The organism is Galbibacter sp., assembly GCF_048266365.1.
In the GTDB taxonomy this organism is placed as follows: Bacteria; Bacteroidota; Bacteroidia; order Flavobacteriales; family Flavobacteriaceae; genus Galbibacter.
This window is the reverse complement of the sequence record NZ_JBLWZP010000004.1, coordinates 1-17,649: the sequence shown is the minus strand read 5'-3', so window position 1 is coordinate 17,649 and position 17,649 is coordinate 1. Positions and strand designations below refer to the sequence as shown.

Here is a 17,649-nt window from a genome sequence, read left to right as displayed (position 1 = left end):
TCTAAAGGTAATGAATTGCGTGCATAAAATTATTTGATCTCCGCAACAAGAACTGTTTCCAGCACCGCATCCGGAGCGATCAAGATATTCTCCACAGTGGTTTTGATCTGCAGTTTTTGTGGATATTCCCAAACTGGAAAAAGAACAAAAGATACTGTCTGCTGCTCAGGAACTTTGATTTTTCCTAATGGCATATTAGTAGCAATATAATCAGTAACACATGTTAAATCAAAAGGAATATCAGAATTATTGGTAATACTCACCTCCAACTTTGGTGCTTTAGCCGTAGTTATTTTCTTGGCGGTAACCGAAACAGCCTGTTGAAAAAATGGTTCTGCTTCACCTTTTCTTCCTACTAGATAATCATCGAAATATACCATAGTTCGCCTATCTAGCAATGCTTCTTTAATGGCAGCCTCAGTCTTTTCTTTAGCAAAAACCAGTGTCATAGGACGATGTGTTTTGTAAGCACCTTCAATCTCATAATGAGCATCAGAGTTTCCGATAAGTGTGAGATTGTATTTCTCTGCCATACGATGCGCAATGAGATTATAGCGACCAGAATTCACCACTTCTACCCCTCCTAAAATCCCTTTAGAAAGTAACTCATGGTGAATATCGGTAAAAAGTTCCTTATCTTTTTTGTCCCACCAATTGTAGGACGGGTGATTGTAGAACACAAAGCCTCCCTGTTGTTCTACCTCTAAAAATGGTGCCATAAGCTCTTCCCTCTCGATATTATCCTTCATCACAAAGGTGGATTGTGTATCCTTCATATAATCATAAGGTAGCTTATCTACATTTTGAAGAAATAACGCATTGTTGTGGTACGGAGGAACTCTGGGTGAGATCTCTACGCCTCTTATGACAAGTACATCAGTTTTTTCGGCTCGATCCTGTGCAATCTTATATCCTGCTTCTCTATTGTAGTCCAATAGCCCTGGAAAGCCCTCATAATCGATATGCTCGGTTAGGGATATTACATCAAGTCCATCACGTTGTGCTTCTCGTACTCTGAAACTTGGCCATACATGACCATCAGAGAAAACGGTATGCAAATGAAAATCGGCTTTTAGGGTCATATATCCGGGAATATCGGGAAGTTGAATCTTGGTATTCCGTTCTTTAACCTCCTGCCCAAGCATACTACTTATGCATAGGAGAGAACACAGTAGTGTTTTAAGAGTACTATTAAAAGTTGTCATTTTTATTTTTTATTTTTTACTTGCTATTTAGTTGTAGTTAAGTAGTGTGCTTAATTTCTTTTCCAGGGTAATGGCCATTCGATAGTGACCCAAATCAGAAAAGTGAACCCCATCTGTAGTGGCTTCATGATCATCTCCTATAAGCTCTTGGCTATAGATGTAGTGTAATTGTGTATAACCGTTTTTGAGTAACTGCCTGTAACTGGCATAAAAAGCCTCATTTTGCGCTTTCACGTTCTTTCCAAGTACTTGGTTCCAATTCCCAGCTTCCCGAAAAAGGCTTTCCACCATCACAATCGGTACATTGGGTTGAGCCTCGCGAAGCTGCTTTACAAAAGGAATGGTACGCTCCGTGATTTGTTCTGGGGAAGGGTTGGGAACACAGTCTAAAATAAAAACATCAGCTTTTATTTTTTTTATAATGGCAGCCATTTCCGCTTCCATCTTACCAGATCCACTAAAACCGAGATTGATAACCTCTACATCGAGCGCTCTTGCCATAATGGAAGTAAACGCCATCCCCGGACGCGAAGCTGAAGCTCCTTGGGTAATGCTAGAGCCATAAATGACTATCCGAGGTTTATCCTTATAAGGTGTCATTACCATAGCGGCCTTCGGGTCAACTCCAATAGCTAGGGATTTTACGGTACTGTAGAGTGGAAAGTACAATCTAAAGCTGGTCATTGAAGTTTCCATATTTTTAATAATTCGAACTTCATTCTGCTCCCCTTTAGCGATACCTGAATCTACATATTGCCATGTTGAGCCCTTTAATCCGTACAGATCAAATCCATTTACGGCCAAAGGCGTCATATTGCGCAAGATAGTATAAGATTCTAACTCCCATTTTAAATCAATAAAACTTGAATTCGTCTGAAATTCCACATACAGACCAGCAGCGTTTCTAGAGAGCTTTTGTAGACGCTTAGAAATGTGCACACTGTTTAGTGAATCGATTCGGTTATAGTTGTCGGAACTTACTTCTTTCGCAAGGCCTTGTATCCCAAATTCAGTGGCAGGGTAATACTTTACTCCTTTTTCCTGCCCGTATGATATAAGGTTTATGAACAGCAGTAGTAAAAGTAGTCGTCTGGTGGTTATAACTTTCATTGGAATTCGTATTGATTTTAATTTGCCTTGTCCAGTTGCTTGATATAATTCGTATACAACTCTTGATAGCATTGCTTATACTGCTCCAGTTCTTTTGCTGAACTCTCATACATAAATGGGCCTTTGTATTTCACCTGTTCCAAGGCTGCTAGTACTTTATCCCAGTCATTTTTACCTTTAAAGTCACAAGGAAACCAATGGTTTTCTGCCTCACCGGTACCATCGGCAATGTGAAGGGTGGTTAAACGGCCTCCTAAAGCTAGAATAAGCTGCTCGGCGTGAAGTATATGATTGGTATCCACCGCCAGTCCTATGGACTTCGGTAATTTAGAAAATAGCTCCAAGGATTCCTCCACAGTACGCATCAGTGGTCGCTCCCTATTCTCATCCACTAATAGTTTTGGCCCTAACATATTTTCAATAACCAATGTGGCTCCAATGTTTTGAACATCCTTATTCAATGTGGTTGCTGATTTAATAAGTTGGGTTTTACGCACTTCTCTTTCTTGTAAACCTAGATAATAACTCGGATGAAATAAAACTACCTCAGGCTCTAAAATACTTAGGAAACCTAGTAGCTTTTGATGCATGGCCACAACCTCATTACGCTGGGTCTCATCAATAAGAGAAAGGTCAATTTGAGCACCAAAAGGCATGTGAATCGACCAGATATTAATTCCTGCACTATCAGCCGCTTTTTTGACAGCGGTTAATTTTTCAGTTATTTCTTGATCTGTCGCTTTAAAGCTTCGATCCGAACTAACAAACATACTCAAACCGGAAACCTCAATGTGATCTATGCCCACAGCTTTTGCCTGACTTAAGGTATCCAGACTTACACGGCCTAGGCTAAGTGCGAAGCCCACCTCTAAAGGCGCATCATCTGAAACTGCTGTATTTGATTGAACTTCCTCTGTTTGATCTTCTTTTGTGGTAGAGCGGTTGTTATTCCTGCAACTTTGCAGGAATAACACACACCCTAATCCTACCCCTAAAAGTAGGTGTATAATTCTTAATGTTCCCATTTAGGATTCTGTACTAAATTTTCATTTAACTGTAGGTCTTCAATAGGAATTGGATAATAATAATCTCTCTGCTCATCAAATACACCACCTTCACTAAAAGAATTCATATAACCAGATGTACCCTCGGTCAGTGGACGTTGAAGCACATTTATAAAGGTAGTAATGCTTTGTGGAGCTCCAGATGGGTCTCCTTGGTGAAGATAGACATCAGCCTTACCATCATTATTGAAGTCGTGTGCACCCAGACTTGGAAAATATATACCAAGCATTGGTTGCTCAAGTTTCTTCCCTTCTTTCCATCGCATGAGGTCCTGCCATCTTAGGCCTTCATTAAACAATTCAATTCTTCGCTCTCTCCGTATCTCCAAGACAACACCTTTGTTGGCACCTTGCTCTACACTTTGATAGAAAGACGCTTGATAAGGATCAGGATTAGCATTGGCCTGCGCCATATCTAAATGAGGCATACCAACGCGATCACGAAGTAAATTTATACTGATATCTAAATCACTTTGAGTAAGGGTTCCTAATTCTGCTTTTGCCTCTGCATAAATAAGCAAGGCTTCAGCATAACGGAAAATGATGACATCAAAATAGGAAGAACTCCATTGACTTTTGTCCGGTAATGCTTTTATAATTCTGTATCCGGTGGTAGAAGATTCTAGTGAAACAGGCTCCTGTTCAGATTCCCCAAGAACTGTAAATTCAGGACCTGCTGTGGTCTGCGTTAATCTTGGATCCCTATTTTGCATTTCATCATAGAATCCCATAGTATGATAACCTGGAATTTCTGTAAAACGTGTACCATCAGCCATCAAATAACTGTTCACAGCATCTTTCATCATTCCCCAACCTCCCATAGTGGGTGCAGTCATTAGGTATCCTAAATTGTGTGTTTCCAATTCTTGATCAAAATCTCTGGCAAGAATGGTTTCAACGGCATCCTGACTATTACGAGAGAATAATCCTCTATAAGCTTCCTGTGGACCACCAGCTGTATATAAGGTGTAGGCTCCTGAGCTCATCAAGTCTTCGGCAGTGTTTGCTGCCTTTGTTAAAAACTCTTCACCACCACTAATCCCGTGATACTTTCTAAAGGTTCCTTCAAAGAGTGCAATTCGTGCTTTAAGAAGTAATGCAGTATATTTGGTCACTCTGTTTAACTCTACTTCAGCAGGAATATTTGCAATTGCATAATCGATATCAGCCATTATGGAATCCATTACCAGCTGTCTAGGATCTCTAGCTTTGTATAGTCTTTCATCACCAGCCTCTAAAACTTCGCCATACCATGGAACATCACCGAACTGAGCTACTTTATCAAAGTAAAAGTACGCTCTGAAAAATCTTGCGATTCCCCCATAATGTTTTTGCGCATCTGGGTTGTCCACTTGTTTATAATGCTCTAGGAAAAAGTTAATATCTCTTAAACGTGACCAATTCCAACCACCACTTCCGCGTTTGGTCGGGACTATTCTACCCCCTCTAATTCGTGCGGCGGGTGTTAAGGACATGATGTTGTCTGATGACGAATCATCTGTATAGGTTCCTGTAGTAGGAAACATGGTATAAAAATCGTTTGTAGCTACCTCTAAGTCCTTGGCAGTGTTAAAGAATTGGTCAGCTACCAATTGATCTTCCGGCGGAAGGTCAAGAATGTCGTCGTCACAGCTGATTAATAAGCTTGACACTATTAAAAAACTGAATAAAATCTTAGTATTCATATGGATTTTTTTATCGTTTTAAAGTGTAATATTAAGACCTAGTGAAAAAGTTTTTCCTATGGGGTATGAGCGTAGATCAGCTCTACCTACTGCATCACCTGGATTTGAATAATCAATGGCTGAACCTGCGGCCTCTGGATCTATGTATTTAGATAGATTTCCAAAACGCCATGTAATTAGGTTTTCTCCACTGAAGTAAAGTCTTAAACGCTCCACATGGAATTTACGGGTAACTTCTTGTGGTAAGGTATATCCAAAAGTGATGTTTTTGATTCTCAAAAAGCCAACATTCTCTAGGTAATAATCATTCATCTCATATAGGGAACGACCAGTTCCAAGAGAAGCATATCCCCTGTCAATTTGTGGGAATTTGCCACGACCCTCAGGGGTCCATGCATCGTTCACCAAATCTTTTCTAAGTAAAGAGAGATAAGGTCTTTGGTAAGTACCCCAATAGATGTCTCCTGTAGGATACCAATTTTGTTTACCCACACCTGCCCCTGAGATCGAAAAGTCTAGACGGTTCCAATTGGCACTAATGTTAAATCCAAATGGAAACTTGGGCATCGCATTTCCTATAGGACGCAAATCGCCGTGATCTTCCAAGGTATAGTTTCCTTTGTCGATTCTACCATCACCATCGGCGTCCACATATTTGATATCCCCTGCTCTTAATTTATTCCACTCGTTATTTTGTGCTATATTCAAGATGAAGTTGTAGACGTTACCTAGGCTGTTGCTAGGGTTTTCAAAAGAGTTTTGATAGGCCAATGCTTCTTCGTCAGACTGAAATTGCCCATCTACGTGATAACCCCAAATCTGACCCAATTCTTGACCTTCCCAATAGGTGCTCATCAAGCCTTCCGGGTTTTTGTATTTGGTAATTACACCTTTAAAATTGGTCACACTCGCACTTGCGCTAATTCTTAATGGATGGCCACCGACATCAAAAGAATCTTGGTATCCAATGCCAAGTTCAAAACCTCTAGTTCTTAAAGAAGCTAAGTTTTCTCTAGGCTCCGATGCACCAAAGACTGCTGGCAAAGGTTCTCCTGGAAGGTACATATCCTCAGTGTTTTTTTCATACCAGTCAAAAGAGGCGGTAAGTTTATTATTTAAAAAGCCTATATCTGCACCAAAATCAAGCGTAGAGGTGGTTTCCCAACTCACAATTCTTGGAAGCGATCCTGGAGCACTTACATAATTGATACGCTCTCCATTGTCCAACCAAGAAGAACGACCTGCGTTCATAATTTGCTGGAAGGTATTCACTCCAACACTTTGGTTCCCAAGCTGACCGTAAGAAGCTCTTAATTTTAATGAACTAACGGCGTTTTTAATTGGCTCCCAGAAACTCTCTCTGTTCACTTGCCATCCTGCAGAAACAGAAGGGAAAAATCCCCAACGGCTATCATCCGGGAATCGAGAAGACCCATCATAACGAGCATTGATCTCTAGAAGATATTTGTTCTTGTAGTCATAGTTAAAACGTCCGTAGTACCCTTGAACAGACCATAATAATGCAGAGCCGTCTGCTGCCATAACTTCTGTCCCTAAAGAAAGATTGGCAAGATCAGGAACGAGTAATCCACCTTGTTCAGCGACTATTCTGTCTCTGTCAAATTCTTCTTGGTTATAACCTATCATCAATTTGAAGTTATGATCATCAGCGATGTCTAGGTTGTAAGTTCCGTAAAGGTTAAACACCTTGTATTTATCTTTCCAGCGGTATTCCGTTAATCGGTTAAGTCCGGCTGTAGTAGGTGTTAATTTATCAGTACTCAGGTATTCAAATTCATTTAATCGGTATGTCGTAGAGGTATTGGTGAATCTGTTGCTGTAATTTAAGTTAATAACCAAATTATCAACAGGAGTTAATTTTGCACCAAAGGTGTTGGTGAACTCTTCGGTATCGAAGTTACGCCAGTTTCCTCCAGCTTCCATCGCCGCAGCGCCACCTTGTCCTCCTGTACCACCTCGACCAACTTCGGTTGGAATTCCATCGATGAAATTAGGATAGAAGGCCATTTGATCATACCAGGTAGTGGTACTAAATACACCACCGTATCCAGTTCTGTAACCTCCGTATTCCTTATTTATATCGTGGCTGAAAAGTATGTTATTCGACAATTCCAACCAATCGTTTGCCTGAAAGGTAATAGTAGACTTTAAATTGTCTCTAGTGGTTTCTGAATCTTGAATGTTATTGATTGTTTCACGCTCATAAATTCTTCCAGATAAATAGGCTTTAAGTTTTTCAGTTCCACCTGAAACTGAAATACTATGCATAGTTGAAGGTTGCCATTTTTTAAACAAATAGTCGTACCAATCAGTCTTGTAGAAAAACTTATAGCTTCCATCAGCCTGCAATTCATGGTGTGGCGCTATGCTTCCGTTGGCAACACCTTTGATGGTATTCCAATCCTCATCGTTATAACCCGTATAAGAAGTTCCATTATATCCGTTAATCGCTGCGTCTATTGTTTTACCGTATAGGTAAGGATCAGAAATGAAATCCTTACGAGTTGCAGGAGTGGTATAACTGAAATTATTGGTATAGTTAATTACCAAATCACCTTCCTTACCAGTTTTGGTGGTTATAATAATAACTCCAAATGCACCTCTAGCGCCGTAAATAGCAGCAGAAGCCGCATCCTTAAGCACAGAAATACTCTCAATATCTTGAGGGTTAAGGTTAGTAATATCTCCTTCGATTCCATCGATAAGAACAAGTGGAGAACCTCCGTTGATGGAGTTAAATCCACGTATATTTATATCAGGAGTCGCTGTAGGATCTCCGGAATTCATTTGAATATTTAATCCGGGAATTAAACCTTGAAGTGCGCTTGTTACGTCTGGTGAAGGTCGAAGCGCAATGTCCTCAGCATCAATACTCCCGACAGCACCGGTAAGATTCCCTTTTCGTTGGGTACCATACCCAACTACAACAACCTCATCCAGTATAGAGGTGTTCTCAGTCATCTGAATGTTTAGGGTCATTTGATCTTCAATAGTGACCTCCTTGGTTTCAAACCCAACATAGGTAACTTGTAGCACATCACCACGAGTAGCCTCAATAGTAAAATTACCATCGAAATCTGTAGTTACACCAGTAGTTGTTCCTTTTATGGCAACAGACGCACCCAGAAGTGGAATTCCTGCATCATCGGTAACCGTTCCTGTAATAGTCTCTTGAATACTAGTTCGATAAGCTATTACAGCTCCATTTCCGACAGACTCGGATGTCATTGCAAAGCCTGTTTGACAAAGAAACAGTGCAGATAGTCCAAAAATTACATTTTTAGACTTTTTTTGATTAATTTTAAAATACATAAATTTTAAGTAATTGATTGCACAATGCTTAATTTTATCATCCGCAATTGTTCGTAGCAATTGCGGTTTTGATTTATTATGGTTTACAAATTGATTATTACATACGCGACGGAATTGAGGATTCCCTTATTATAATAGATTGCAAAATAACAGTTGATTCCATAGACTCTCATTAAATCGGTGTTAACCGTAAATTAAGTTACTGTAAATTGAAATATTTCGAAAGAAATAGACTTTTGGTTCCCAAGGACTTGATTATTTCACCTTAGGGATTTGTAGAAGGGGGTCTTATTATTCATATTATTAAAGCTTTACATCTTCTAAAGTATAATTATTGGGGGCTGACTCTTGGGTTCTCATTGGTCTGAAGTATTAACAAACCGATTCAAACCTGCACTTATCACTCACAATCAATAGATTATTTATGAATTAATATTCTCCAATGTAGGTTATTTTTTAATTTATGTCAAGAGTATGCAGCTTAATTTTTCGAAAGCATAAGTTGATTATTTGCGAATCCTTTAAAAACAAGGCATTTGCCATATTTAGAATCAAGAAATGTGACTTTACCATAGAACATTAACTTATAATTTAATATTTTTAAGTAAAAAACCAACGTTATGAAGCGTATCCTTTTAATAATACTCGTTTGCCTTGGCCCTCTATTAAAGGCTCAAAACACAGATCAAAAAGTAATATTAATTACCCTGGATGGACTGCGTTGGCAGGAGCTTTTCACTGGTGCCGACAAAAAATTAATAACCAACAAAGACTACCATGGCAGTGAAGCTTTAAAAGAGAAATTCTGGCGCAATACTCCAGAGGAAAGACGTAAAGTCCTAATGCCTTTTGTTTGGAGTCATATAGCACAAGAAGGACAAATTCACGGCAATAGAACCTTAGGGAGTGAGGTAGACTTGACCAACAATATGTTATTCTCATACCCAGGCTACAATGAAATTTTAACTGGGAAAGCAGACGACAAGCGAATTAATAGTAACTCCAAAAAAAACAATCCTAACACCACTGTTTTGGAAATAATCAATACTATCCCTGAATTTAAAAATAAGGTGTTTGCGTTTGGTAGTTGGGATGTATTCCCTTTCATCATTAACGAAGAGCGAAGTGGAATCCCTGTAAATGCTGGTTTTGAAACAGCGAAAGGAGAAAACCTAACGGATAAGGAAAAATTCCTTAACGAGTTACAATCTCAAATACCAAGCCCATGGTCAAGTGTGCGATTGGATGCATTCACCCATCATTACGCTATAGAAACCATGAAGAAGCATCATCCAAACTTGATACACATCGCCTATGGGGAAACTGATGACTTTGCTCATGACGGTGATTATTCTGCTTATTTAAATTCAGCTCAAACCACAGACTTTTTTATAGAAGATTTGTGGGAATTCATAGAAGGGAACCCTTTTTATAAAGGGCAAACGACTGTTCTAATTACTACAGATCATGGTAGAGGAACTGAGCCTTTGGAAGAGTGGAAAAGCCACGGAAGCGATATAGAAAATGCAAGAGAAGTTTGGTTTATAGCATTTGGTAAAGGAGTTAAACCATTAGGAGAAATCACCTCTAAAGAACAATTGTACACCACTGGAGTTGCACCAACAATTTTAATTCTATTTGAATTAGAAAAAGGAATTAAGGATTATATGGCTGAACCAATAAAGCTGTAGTATTGACTGGAACTATCCAAGAATGATTGATTCTTAAGGACCAATTCGCATAGGAATCTTCAACTCCGAGAGACTGTCTTTAAAAGGTATAAAGGCTTTGTATGTATCTAGAAACTACGAAGTTTTCGCAAAGAGAATACTTAAATAAATTGAGATAAATGTAGACATCCAATTGAAACATTGGAAACCTAACTGTAGAATGTCGTATTGGTGACCAACCCAAATTTATACGAGAGCATTTTACGTAGCTCCCAGTAATTTTTGATGTCCTCTAGTTGTTGGGCAGTAGCATTGTTATTTGCCCCAATTTCAGTATGTACTTGATCAACTAGATTATTGAGTAATTTAAGGCGTAACATAGCGATAGTCTGAAAGACCAATAATCCTACTGACATCTCTTTGGTCTTAACTAGAATGTCTTTGCTTTCCCAATTGGACAGGCTGTATTTTTCCTCATTCATCAATATATCCACCACAAGCTTACTCTGTTCTTGAGTCAGTAATTGCTGGAATTTATCAACTTGGATATCTCCTTCCCTATTATAAATTTCAATAAGACTGGTATAGATCTCATGAAATGCCGTATTTGTGAATTCAATTTCATCGGCCTGTAATTCAAGAAAGACTTTCTCATATACCTTTAAGTCCATATGGACATCTTGTTCAATAACTTCTCCTTCTTCATTTTCCTGCAATACCGTATCGCTGAACTTCTCTTCTAATGAGCCGTAAAAAAGTAAGATTGCAATTATGTTTTTCTCTAATTCATCGAGAAGATTGATTTTTCGACCGACCCCATCCTGAGGTGTCTTCACCACATTCATGGTCTCTTGCTGCCGCTGTTTTCGATAGTCTCTATCCGCATCTGCAACCTCCTTTCTTCCCATTTGGGCTAGGGTACTGTAAAGCACAGCTTCAGAAATATCCATGATTCTGGCACATTCCTGAATATAAACTTCTTGTTGAATGCGGTCTGGAATCTTAAAAATACTATTGATAATATCACGAATCGTTTCCGCCTTTTTAATGGGATCATTCTGAGAATCCTTGGCTAGAAGTGAGGCTTTAAACTGTATAAAATCAGTAGCGTTTTCTTCAAGAAATTCCTTCAATTCTGATTCGCTGTGGCTCTTGGCAAAACTATCAGGATCTTCACCCTCTGGGAAGGTGCAAATCTTAACGTTCATTCCTTGTTCTAAAATCAGGTCAATTCCACGTATAGATGCGCGTATTCCTGCTTGATCACCATCGAATAAGACCGTAATATTTTTAGTCAACCTACTGATCAACCTAATTTGTTCAGAAGTCAAGGCTGTACCACTGGAAGAGACCACATTTTCAACTCCAGTTTGATGGAATTGAATCACATCAGTGTACCCTTCAACCAAATAACAATTATCCTCTTTAGCAATAGTCTGCTTGGCTTGATAAATTCCGTATAATACTTTGCTCTTATGGTAGATATCACTCTCAGGAGAATTCAGATACTTGGCTGCTCTCTTATCTGAAGTTAAAATACGTCCACCAAAACCCAATACACGACCACTCAAAGAGTGTATCGGGAACATTACACGTCCTTTAAAACGATCAAACATTCGTTTCTGTTCGCCGCCCTGCTTTTCTTTAACAATGGTAAGTCCTGTCTTCTCTAAAAACTCCAGTTTATAGCCCTTCAGTATTGCTGCCTTTGTAAAACCGTCCCATTGATCCAGACAATAACCGAGCTTAAAAGTTTCTATGGTTTTCTCTGTAAATCCACGTTCTATAAAATAGGTGCCACCAATAGCCTTTCCGGGCTCTGTGTTTTTCAAAATATCTTGAAAGTAATCCTGAGCAAATTCAGAAACAAGATACATACTCTCGCGCTCGTTGGTCTTTTCCTTAGACTCTTCACTTTGCTCGGTTTCTTCAATTTCGATATTGTATTTTCGAGCTAGATATCTAATAGCTTCAGGATAGGTGTAATGTTCGTGTTCCATCACAAAAGCCACTACGTTTCCTCCTTTTCCACTACTAAAGTCTTTCCAAATCTGCTTTACAGGAGACACCATAAAACTCGGTGTACGCTCATCGGTAAATGGACTGAGCCCTTTGTAATTGGATCCTGATTTTTTTAATTGTACAAAATCACCAATAACCTCCTCAACTCGGGAGATTTCAAAAACTTTATCTATGGTGCTTTTGGATATCAATTTAAAATGGTTTTAAACTTTAAAAATACGGTAAGTTGATGAATCATCATCAGTGAAAAATACTATTTTTTTCGCTGAATCACGTAATTCACCATCTGTTTTAACGAGGCTTTGTATGAGGAGTCTTCAAATTCTTCAAGGATGTCGAGTGCTTGTTTTTGGAAATTCACCATCTTGCCCTCTGCGTACTCCATACCACCCTTTTGCTTTACAAACTGTATGACCTCACGGACTCTTTTCTTGTCCTTATTATATCTTTTAACAGAGTTAATAAGCCATTTCCGCTCCTTTTTATCACTTTGGTTTAAAGCATAAATAAGAGGTAGGGTCATTTTCTGTTCTTTAATATCAATCCCGGTAGGTTTTCCAATTGGACCATCGGTATAATCGAATAAATCGTCCTTGACCTGAAAGGCCATTCCAATCAACTCACCAAATTTCCGCATCTTCTCAACCTGATCGGATTCTGGAGCGACGGAACAAGCTCCTAGACTACAGCAAGCCGCAATCAGCGTAGCAGTTTTCTGTCGTATGATTTCGTAATACACCTCTTCGGTAATGTCAAGTCTTCTAGCTTTTTCAATCTGCAACAGCTCGCCTTCACTCATCTCTCTAACAGCTACTGAGATAATTCTTAACAGATCGAAATCCCCGTTGTCGATGGAAAGCAATAAGCCTTTGGACAATAAATAATCACCTACCAAAACCGCAATTTTATTTTTCCACAAGGCATTAATTGAGAAAAATCCACGGCGTCGGTTACTATCATCAACCACATCATCGTGAACCAATGTAGCGGTGTGAATAAGTTCTATAACCGCAGCTCCTCTGTAAGTACGTTCATTCACACTCCCTTTTGAAATCATTTTGGCAACCAGAAAAACGAACATGGGTCGCATTTGCTTCCCTTTTCGGTTAACAATATAATAAGTAATGCGATTGAGCAACGCCACTTTAGAAGACATAGCATCGTGGAACTTCTTTTCAAAAAGTTCCATCTCTTGGCGGATCGGGTCTTTAATTTGTTCTACTACTTTCATAGAAAGTGTAAAGGTAATATTATATTAAGTGGATTAAAAACTTAGGTGCTTTTTAAACTAATTATTTGTTAAGCACTTTACTTATGCTATTTTATTAGCTAATTGACCACATGCTGCATCGATATCCTTTCCTCTGGATCTTCTCACTGTGACCGTGATATTATTGCGTTCCAAAGTGTCTTGATACATCTTTATAGCACTTTCTTCAGCTTGTTCAAACATATCATCCCCAATGGGATTGTATTCGATTAAATTGACTTTAGAAGGTGCGAATTTGCAAAACTGCACAAGTGCATCTACGTCTTTTTGTCGATCGTTAATTCCTTTCCATACCACGTATTCGTAGGTAATTCTACTCTTGGTTTGCTGATACCAATATTCAAGAGCTTCTCTTAAGTCTTTTAAAGGAAAGGTAGCGTTAAACGGCATAATACTGGTTCTCACTTCATCAATAGCAGAGTGTAATGAGACTGCTAATTTAAATTTCACCTGATCGTCTGCCAGTTTTTTGATCATCTTCGGAACTCCTGAAGTCGAAACCGTAATTCGCTTAGGAGACATTCCTAAACCTTCTGGATCTGTTATTTTATCAATAGCCAATAACACATTGTTGAAGTTCATTAGTGGCTCTCCCATTCCCATAAAAACAATATTGGAAAGTGGACGATCAAAATACAAACGGCTTTCATTATCAATGGCCACCACCTGATCATAGATCTCATCTGGGTTTAAATTTCGCATTCTTTTAAGCTTTGCAGTGGCGCAAAACTTACAGTCTAAACTACAACCTACTTGACTCGAAACACAAGCTGTAGTTCTACTTGAGGTAGGAATAAGTACGGACTCCACGACTAACCCATCGTGAAGTTGAACGGCATTTTTAATGGTCCCGTCTGAACTTCGTTGCATTTGATCCACTCGAATGTGGTTAATGACAAAATTCTCATCTAAGAGCTGCCTGGTTTGTTTCGAAAGATTGGTCATATCCTCAAACGAATAACAGGCCTTCCCCCACAACCATTCATACACTTGATTCCCACGAAATGCTTTATCTCCTTTTGATACAAAGAATTCTCGGAGTTGTTCCTTGGTCAGTGCGCGTATGTCTTTTTTCGAATTTTGCATGCTACAAAGATACGGTATCAATTAGGATTCTTGGGTTAAGTCAAGTTTCTCTTGATGTCCTTGAATCTTAAACTGTTGTTTTATTTTAAAAAGTCCCACTTGAATCAAGCGGGACTCTTTGTATTCAATGTTATTTTTAAACTTCCAATGATGCCTTATATTATCAACATAGCATCTCCGTATGAGTAGAACTTATACTCTTCTTTGATCGCCTCTTTATAAGCCTTCATAACAAAGTCATGACCTGCAAAAGCAGAAATCATCATCAACAGAGTAGATTTTGGTGTATGGAAGTTTGTAATCATACAGTTAGCAATACTAAAGTCATATGGAGGGAAGATAAATTTATTGGTCCAACCTTCATAAGGGTTCAGCATATGGTTTGAAGATACTGAGCTCTCCAACCCCCTCATCGCAGTGGTACCAATGGCACAAATTCTTCTTTTTTCCTTTTTAGCGTTGTTTACAATTGAAGCTGCTTTTGCATCAATAAACAACTCTTCACTATCCATCTTGTGTTTAGATAAGTCTTCAACCTCAACAGGGTTAAAAGTACCCAAACCAACGTGTAGAGTTAACTCTGCAAAATCAATCCCTTTAATCTCCAAGCGTTTTAATAAGTGTCTTGAAAAGTGAAGCCCTGCAGTAGGAGCCGCTACAGCACCTTCGGATTTTGCATATATAGTTTGGTAGCGTTCCTCATCCTCTGGCTCAACATCTCTTTTGATGTATTTTGGCAATGGTGTTTCTCCTAACTCATTTAATTTCCCTCTAAACTCTTCATAAGATCCATCATACAGGAATCGAAGTGTACGCCCTCTTGAAGTGGTGTTATCTATAACCTCAGCCACAAGACTCTCGTCGCTTCCAAAATATAATTTATTTCCAATTCTAATTTTTCTTGCCGGATCAACTAACACATCCCAAAGACGTTGCTCTTCGTTAAGTTCTCGAAGTAAGAACACCTCAATACGAGCACCAGTTTTTTCTTTATTACCAAATAATCTAGCTGGAAAAACCTTGGTGTTATTTAACACCATAACATCTCCTTCATCAAAATAATCAATCACATCCTTAAAGAGTTTATGCTCGATTGTTTGCTCTTTGCGGTTCAGGACCATCAAACGAGCCTCATCTCTATCCTCTGACGGATATTCAGCTAATAATTCTTTAGGAAGTTCAAAACTAAAATTAGATAATTTCATTTATTTGTTTTTTTCAAAGAACCTATCTTCACCACAAAAAAAAAACCGACACACTATCACTCTCTAAAAGAGGATAGAAAAATCGGCAATCGTTCTAAATGATTATAGATTCAAATCCGTTAAATATTCTGTGTTTTTGTTTGGTTGTAAAAACCTTACTCACCAAATAGATTTTTACGAACTGCAAATATACGACCCCGAGATAGGCGTTGTCAAGTAAATTACCAATTATTTTAGTATTCAAGTAATTAAGGGCATTCTGAAAATCAAATACTAGATATTGAAGTGCACAACGGTCTTGAGAATCATGATAATATTGGATGTTATTTTGGTTAGGTGGCGGACATTTCTTTTTTTAACCTGACACCGCTGGTTTTATTGGTCCTTTTCCAAATAATGCTCAACAATATTTACGGTTTCACTTTCTTCTGCCAGTTCCAATAATCCTCTATTTACAACAGAGGTAAATGACGAATTAACAGGAAACGCATAACCGTAGCCTTGTCTAAAGTATTCGGCCTTGGCTAAATACAAGTCTTCGTCCTTGTGATTTTTCATGTAATATAATAGTTGGGGTCGGTCATAGACTACAGCATCCACCTCTTTATTATTCAATTTTGTCATGGCATCTAAAAGATTGTCCACCCCCGTAATTTTAGCTTGATGCTCATTAAGAAAGTCTTCGGCTGGCGAGGCAGAAATAGTGGCCACTTTACGGCCGGACAATTGCTCAATATTGGAAAATGTAGAAGTTTCTAAATAAGATAAAGTAAGGGTACTAGCAATACCTGCCACCATGGATGTCGCAAAGATGATCGAAATAATCATCCAGCTCCCAGCAATTATCCGTCCCATTAAGGTAATGGGCGCCTTATCTCCATACCCCGTAGTACTCATAGTTACTATGGCTAGCCACATCCCCGTACCAATCCCACTAACAATGTTAGAAGAAAACTGCTCTGGTGATTTTTTTCGTTCCGCTAACCATAATAATGTACCAACAACAGCCAAAATAACAAGAAAAACTCCAACTGCAAGCAGTAATTTCATACTAAAAAGAGGTTTGACTTTCTGCCACAGCGTAGGGTCATCAACTCGTGAGACGATGGCCAAACTTGAATTGTAAAACGGTTGTGAAAACCGCATATTCTCAAGTCGCTGTGAGGTTATACTTATAGGGCCAACGACGATGTCCAATTTGCCTCTGTTTAACGCGTATAAAGCATCTTCAACAGTAGTGAAATATGTATAAGTGTAGTCCAAGGATTTCATAAGCGCTAAGTCTTCCCATACATCTAAAGCAATACCTTTGGTGGATGAGTTTTCAGGAAACACAAAGGGCTCATTTCCAGCAACCCCAACGCGCAGTTGAATCGTTGTGAGGCTATCTGTTTTTGTATCCTGTGCTTGAAGTCTGGCTACAGAAAAAAAACAAAAACAAAAGATAAGGAGGGATGACGCAGCTTGCTCTAATTTCATAAAATAAATTTTGTAGGGTTTTGATTTTGAGTGAAATAATACTGCAAATTTCGTTTTTATACAAACTTTTTCTAATGAAATAGAAGAAAGGAATATTTCTCTATAAGAAAATCTAAAGATACTTATGGCATATCTCCGACCACTTCAAATCTTAAATTCAGCGTGTCTTAGACACAAAAAAAAGGTTTTAAAATCATTAATTTTACGGCCGAATTCAGAAGCGAGGAAGCCTGTCACACGCATTTTGAGGGAAACGTGAGAAGATTGAAGTCCTCTGAAAAGAAGTGTTTTACATGCGCAGCAATATGGATTAAGAAACCAATAGAGTCATTCATATAAAAAATACTGAAACAGGACTTCTTTTCTATTTTAATGGTTTTAAAAGTTCATAAACTTACTGCGCAAACCCATTGATCTTTAGTGGATGGGAACAAAGCAGTAATCCCTTTTTGTTAATAACTATTTTTTATTGACTGGTAATCATGTAGCAACTTTTATGAACTTTGTACTATGAAATTGA

At 38.5% G+C, this 17,649-nt stretch carries 11 protein-coding genes; 1 reads left to right on the top strand and 10 read right to left on the bottom strand.

Annotated features, from left to right (window positions below; all coding sequences use genetic code 11):
- Positions 1-29: 29 nt before the first annotated feature.
- The 5 genes from ACN0TV_RS07295 to ACN0TV_RS07275 are packed head-to-tail and all read right to left on the bottom strand — an operon-like array spanning position 30 to position 8,397.
- Positions 30-1,205: an Sb-PDE family phosphodiesterase gene (locus tag ACN0TV_RS07295; protein WP_417361592.1), complete on the bottom strand. Its 1,176-nt coding sequence runs from the start codon at positions 1,203-1,205 to the stop codon at positions 30-32.
- Between the two features lie 27 nt (positions 1,206-1,232).
- Positions 1,233-2,315, bottom strand: a complete 1,083-nt coding sequence (locus tag ACN0TV_RS07290; RefSeq protein WP_417361591.1) for an SGNH/GDSL hydrolase family protein — start codon at positions 2,313-2,315, stop codon at positions 1,233-1,235.
- A gap of 17 nt (positions 2,316-2,332) precedes the next feature.
- Complete coding sequence (locus ACN0TV_RS07285) at positions 2,333-3,340, bottom strand: sugar phosphate isomerase/epimerase family protein (RefSeq protein ID WP_417361589.1); 1,008 nt, start codon at positions 3,338-3,340, stop codon at positions 2,333-2,335.
- Positions 3,328-5,064 carry a RagB/SusD family nutrient uptake outer membrane protein gene (locus ACN0TV_RS07280; protein WP_417361587.1) on the bottom strand — a complete coding sequence of 579 codons (1,737 nt, stop codon included), beginning with the start codon at positions 5,062-5,064 and terminating at the stop codon, positions 3,328-3,330. Before ACN0TV_RS07280 ends, ACN0TV_RS07285 begins: the two co-directional genes overlap by 13 nt.
- A gap of 18 nt (positions 5,065-5,082) precedes the next feature.
- Positions 5,083-8,397, bottom strand: coding sequence for a SusC/RagA family TonB-linked outer membrane protein (locus ACN0TV_RS07275; protein WP_417361585.1), 3,315 nt, complete (start codon positions 8,395-8,397; stop codon positions 5,083-5,085).
- A 620-nt stretch (positions 8,398-9,017) separates the two neighbouring features.
- Here ACN0TV_RS07275 and ACN0TV_RS07270 point away from each other — a divergent pair.
- Entirely contained in the window at positions 9,018-10,088 is a 1,071-nt protein-coding gene (locus tag ACN0TV_RS07270) for a phosphoglyceromutase (protein ID WP_417361583.1), read from the top strand.
- Positions 10,089-10,276: 188 nt separating this feature from the next.
- Here the strand turns inward: ACN0TV_RS07270 and dnaG are convergent, their stop codons facing one another.
- The 5 genes from dnaG to ACN0TV_RS07245 all read right to left on the bottom strand — a co-directional run bounded on the left by dnaG (position 10,277) and on the right by ACN0TV_RS07245 (position 17,129).
- The gene (dnaG, locus tag ACN0TV_RS07265) at positions 10,277-12,280 is read right to left on the bottom strand and encodes a DNA primase (RefSeq protein WP_417361581.1); all 2,004 of its coding nucleotides are present in this window, start codon (positions 12,278-12,280) and stop codon (positions 10,277-10,279) included.
- 62 nt (positions 12,281-12,342) lie between these two features.
- Positions 12,343-13,320 carry a polyprenyl synthetase family protein gene (locus ACN0TV_RS07260; RefSeq protein WP_417361579.1) on the bottom strand — a complete coding sequence of 326 codons (978 nt, stop codon included), beginning with the start codon at positions 13,318-13,320 and terminating at the stop codon, positions 12,343-12,345.
- An 81-nt stretch (positions 13,321-13,401) separates the two neighbouring features.
- Entirely contained in the window at positions 13,402-14,445 is a 1,044-nt protein-coding gene (gene rlmN / locus ACN0TV_RS07255) for a 23S rRNA (adenine(2503)-C(2))-methyltransferase RlmN (RefSeq protein ID WP_417361577.1), read from the bottom strand.
- A gap of 155 nt (positions 14,446-14,600) precedes the next feature.
- Entirely contained in the window at positions 14,601-15,650 is a 1,050-nt protein-coding gene (gene queA, locus ACN0TV_RS07250; RefSeq protein ID WP_417361575.1) for a tRNA preQ1(34) S-adenosylmethionine ribosyltransferase-isomerase QueA, read from the bottom strand.
- A 375-nt stretch (positions 15,651-16,025) separates the two neighbouring features.
- Positions 16,026-17,129 (bottom strand): transporter substrate-binding domain-containing protein, encoded by a 1,104-nt coding sequence (locus tag ACN0TV_RS07245; RefSeq protein WP_417361573.1) that lies wholly within the window; start codon positions 17,127-17,129, stop codon positions 16,026-16,028.
- Positions 17,130-17,649 lie beyond the last annotated feature (520 nt).

What these genes read in the sequence shown, in the direction of transcription:
- ACN0TV_RS07295 (WP_417361592.1), bottom strand. Translation starts at nt 1,205, where the DNA reads ATGACAACTTTTAATAGTACTCTTAAAACACTACTGTGTTCTCTCCTA.
- ACN0TV_RS07245 (WP_417361573.1), bottom strand. Translation starts at nt 17,129, where the DNA reads ATGAAATTAGAGCAAGCTGCGTCATCCCTCCTTATCTTTTGTTTTTGT.
- ACN0TV_RS07260 (WP_417361579.1), bottom strand. Translation starts at nt 13,320, where the DNA reads ATGAAAGTAGTAGAACAAATTAAAGACCCGATCCGCCAAGAGATGGAA.
- rlmN (WP_417361577.1), bottom strand. Translation starts at nt 14,445, where the DNA reads ATGCAAAATTCGAAAAAAGACATACGCGCACTGACCAAGGAACAACTC.
- ACN0TV_RS07290 (WP_417361591.1), bottom strand. Translation starts at nt 2,315, where the DNA reads ATGAAAGTTATAACCACCAGACGACTACTTTTACTACTGCTGTTCATA.
- queA (WP_417361575.1), bottom strand. Translation starts at nt 15,650, where the DNA reads ATGAAATTATCTAATTTTAGTTTTGAACTTCCTAAAGAATTATTAGCT.
- ACN0TV_RS07280 (WP_417361587.1), bottom strand. Translation starts at nt 5,064, where the DNA reads ATGAATACTAAGATTTTATTCAGTTTTTTAATAGTGTCAAGCTTATTA.
- ACN0TV_RS07270 (WP_417361583.1), top strand. Translation starts at nt 9,018, where the DNA reads ATGAAGCGTATCCTTTTAATAATACTCGTTTGCCTTGGCCCTCTATTA.
- ACN0TV_RS07285 (WP_417361589.1), bottom strand. Translation starts at nt 3,340, where the DNA reads ATGGGAACATTAAGAATTATACACCTACTTTTAGGGGTAGGATTAGGG.
- ACN0TV_RS07275 (WP_417361585.1), bottom strand. Translation starts at nt 8,397, where the DNA reads ATGTATTTTAAAATTAATCAAAAAAAGTCTAAAAATGTAATTTTTGGA.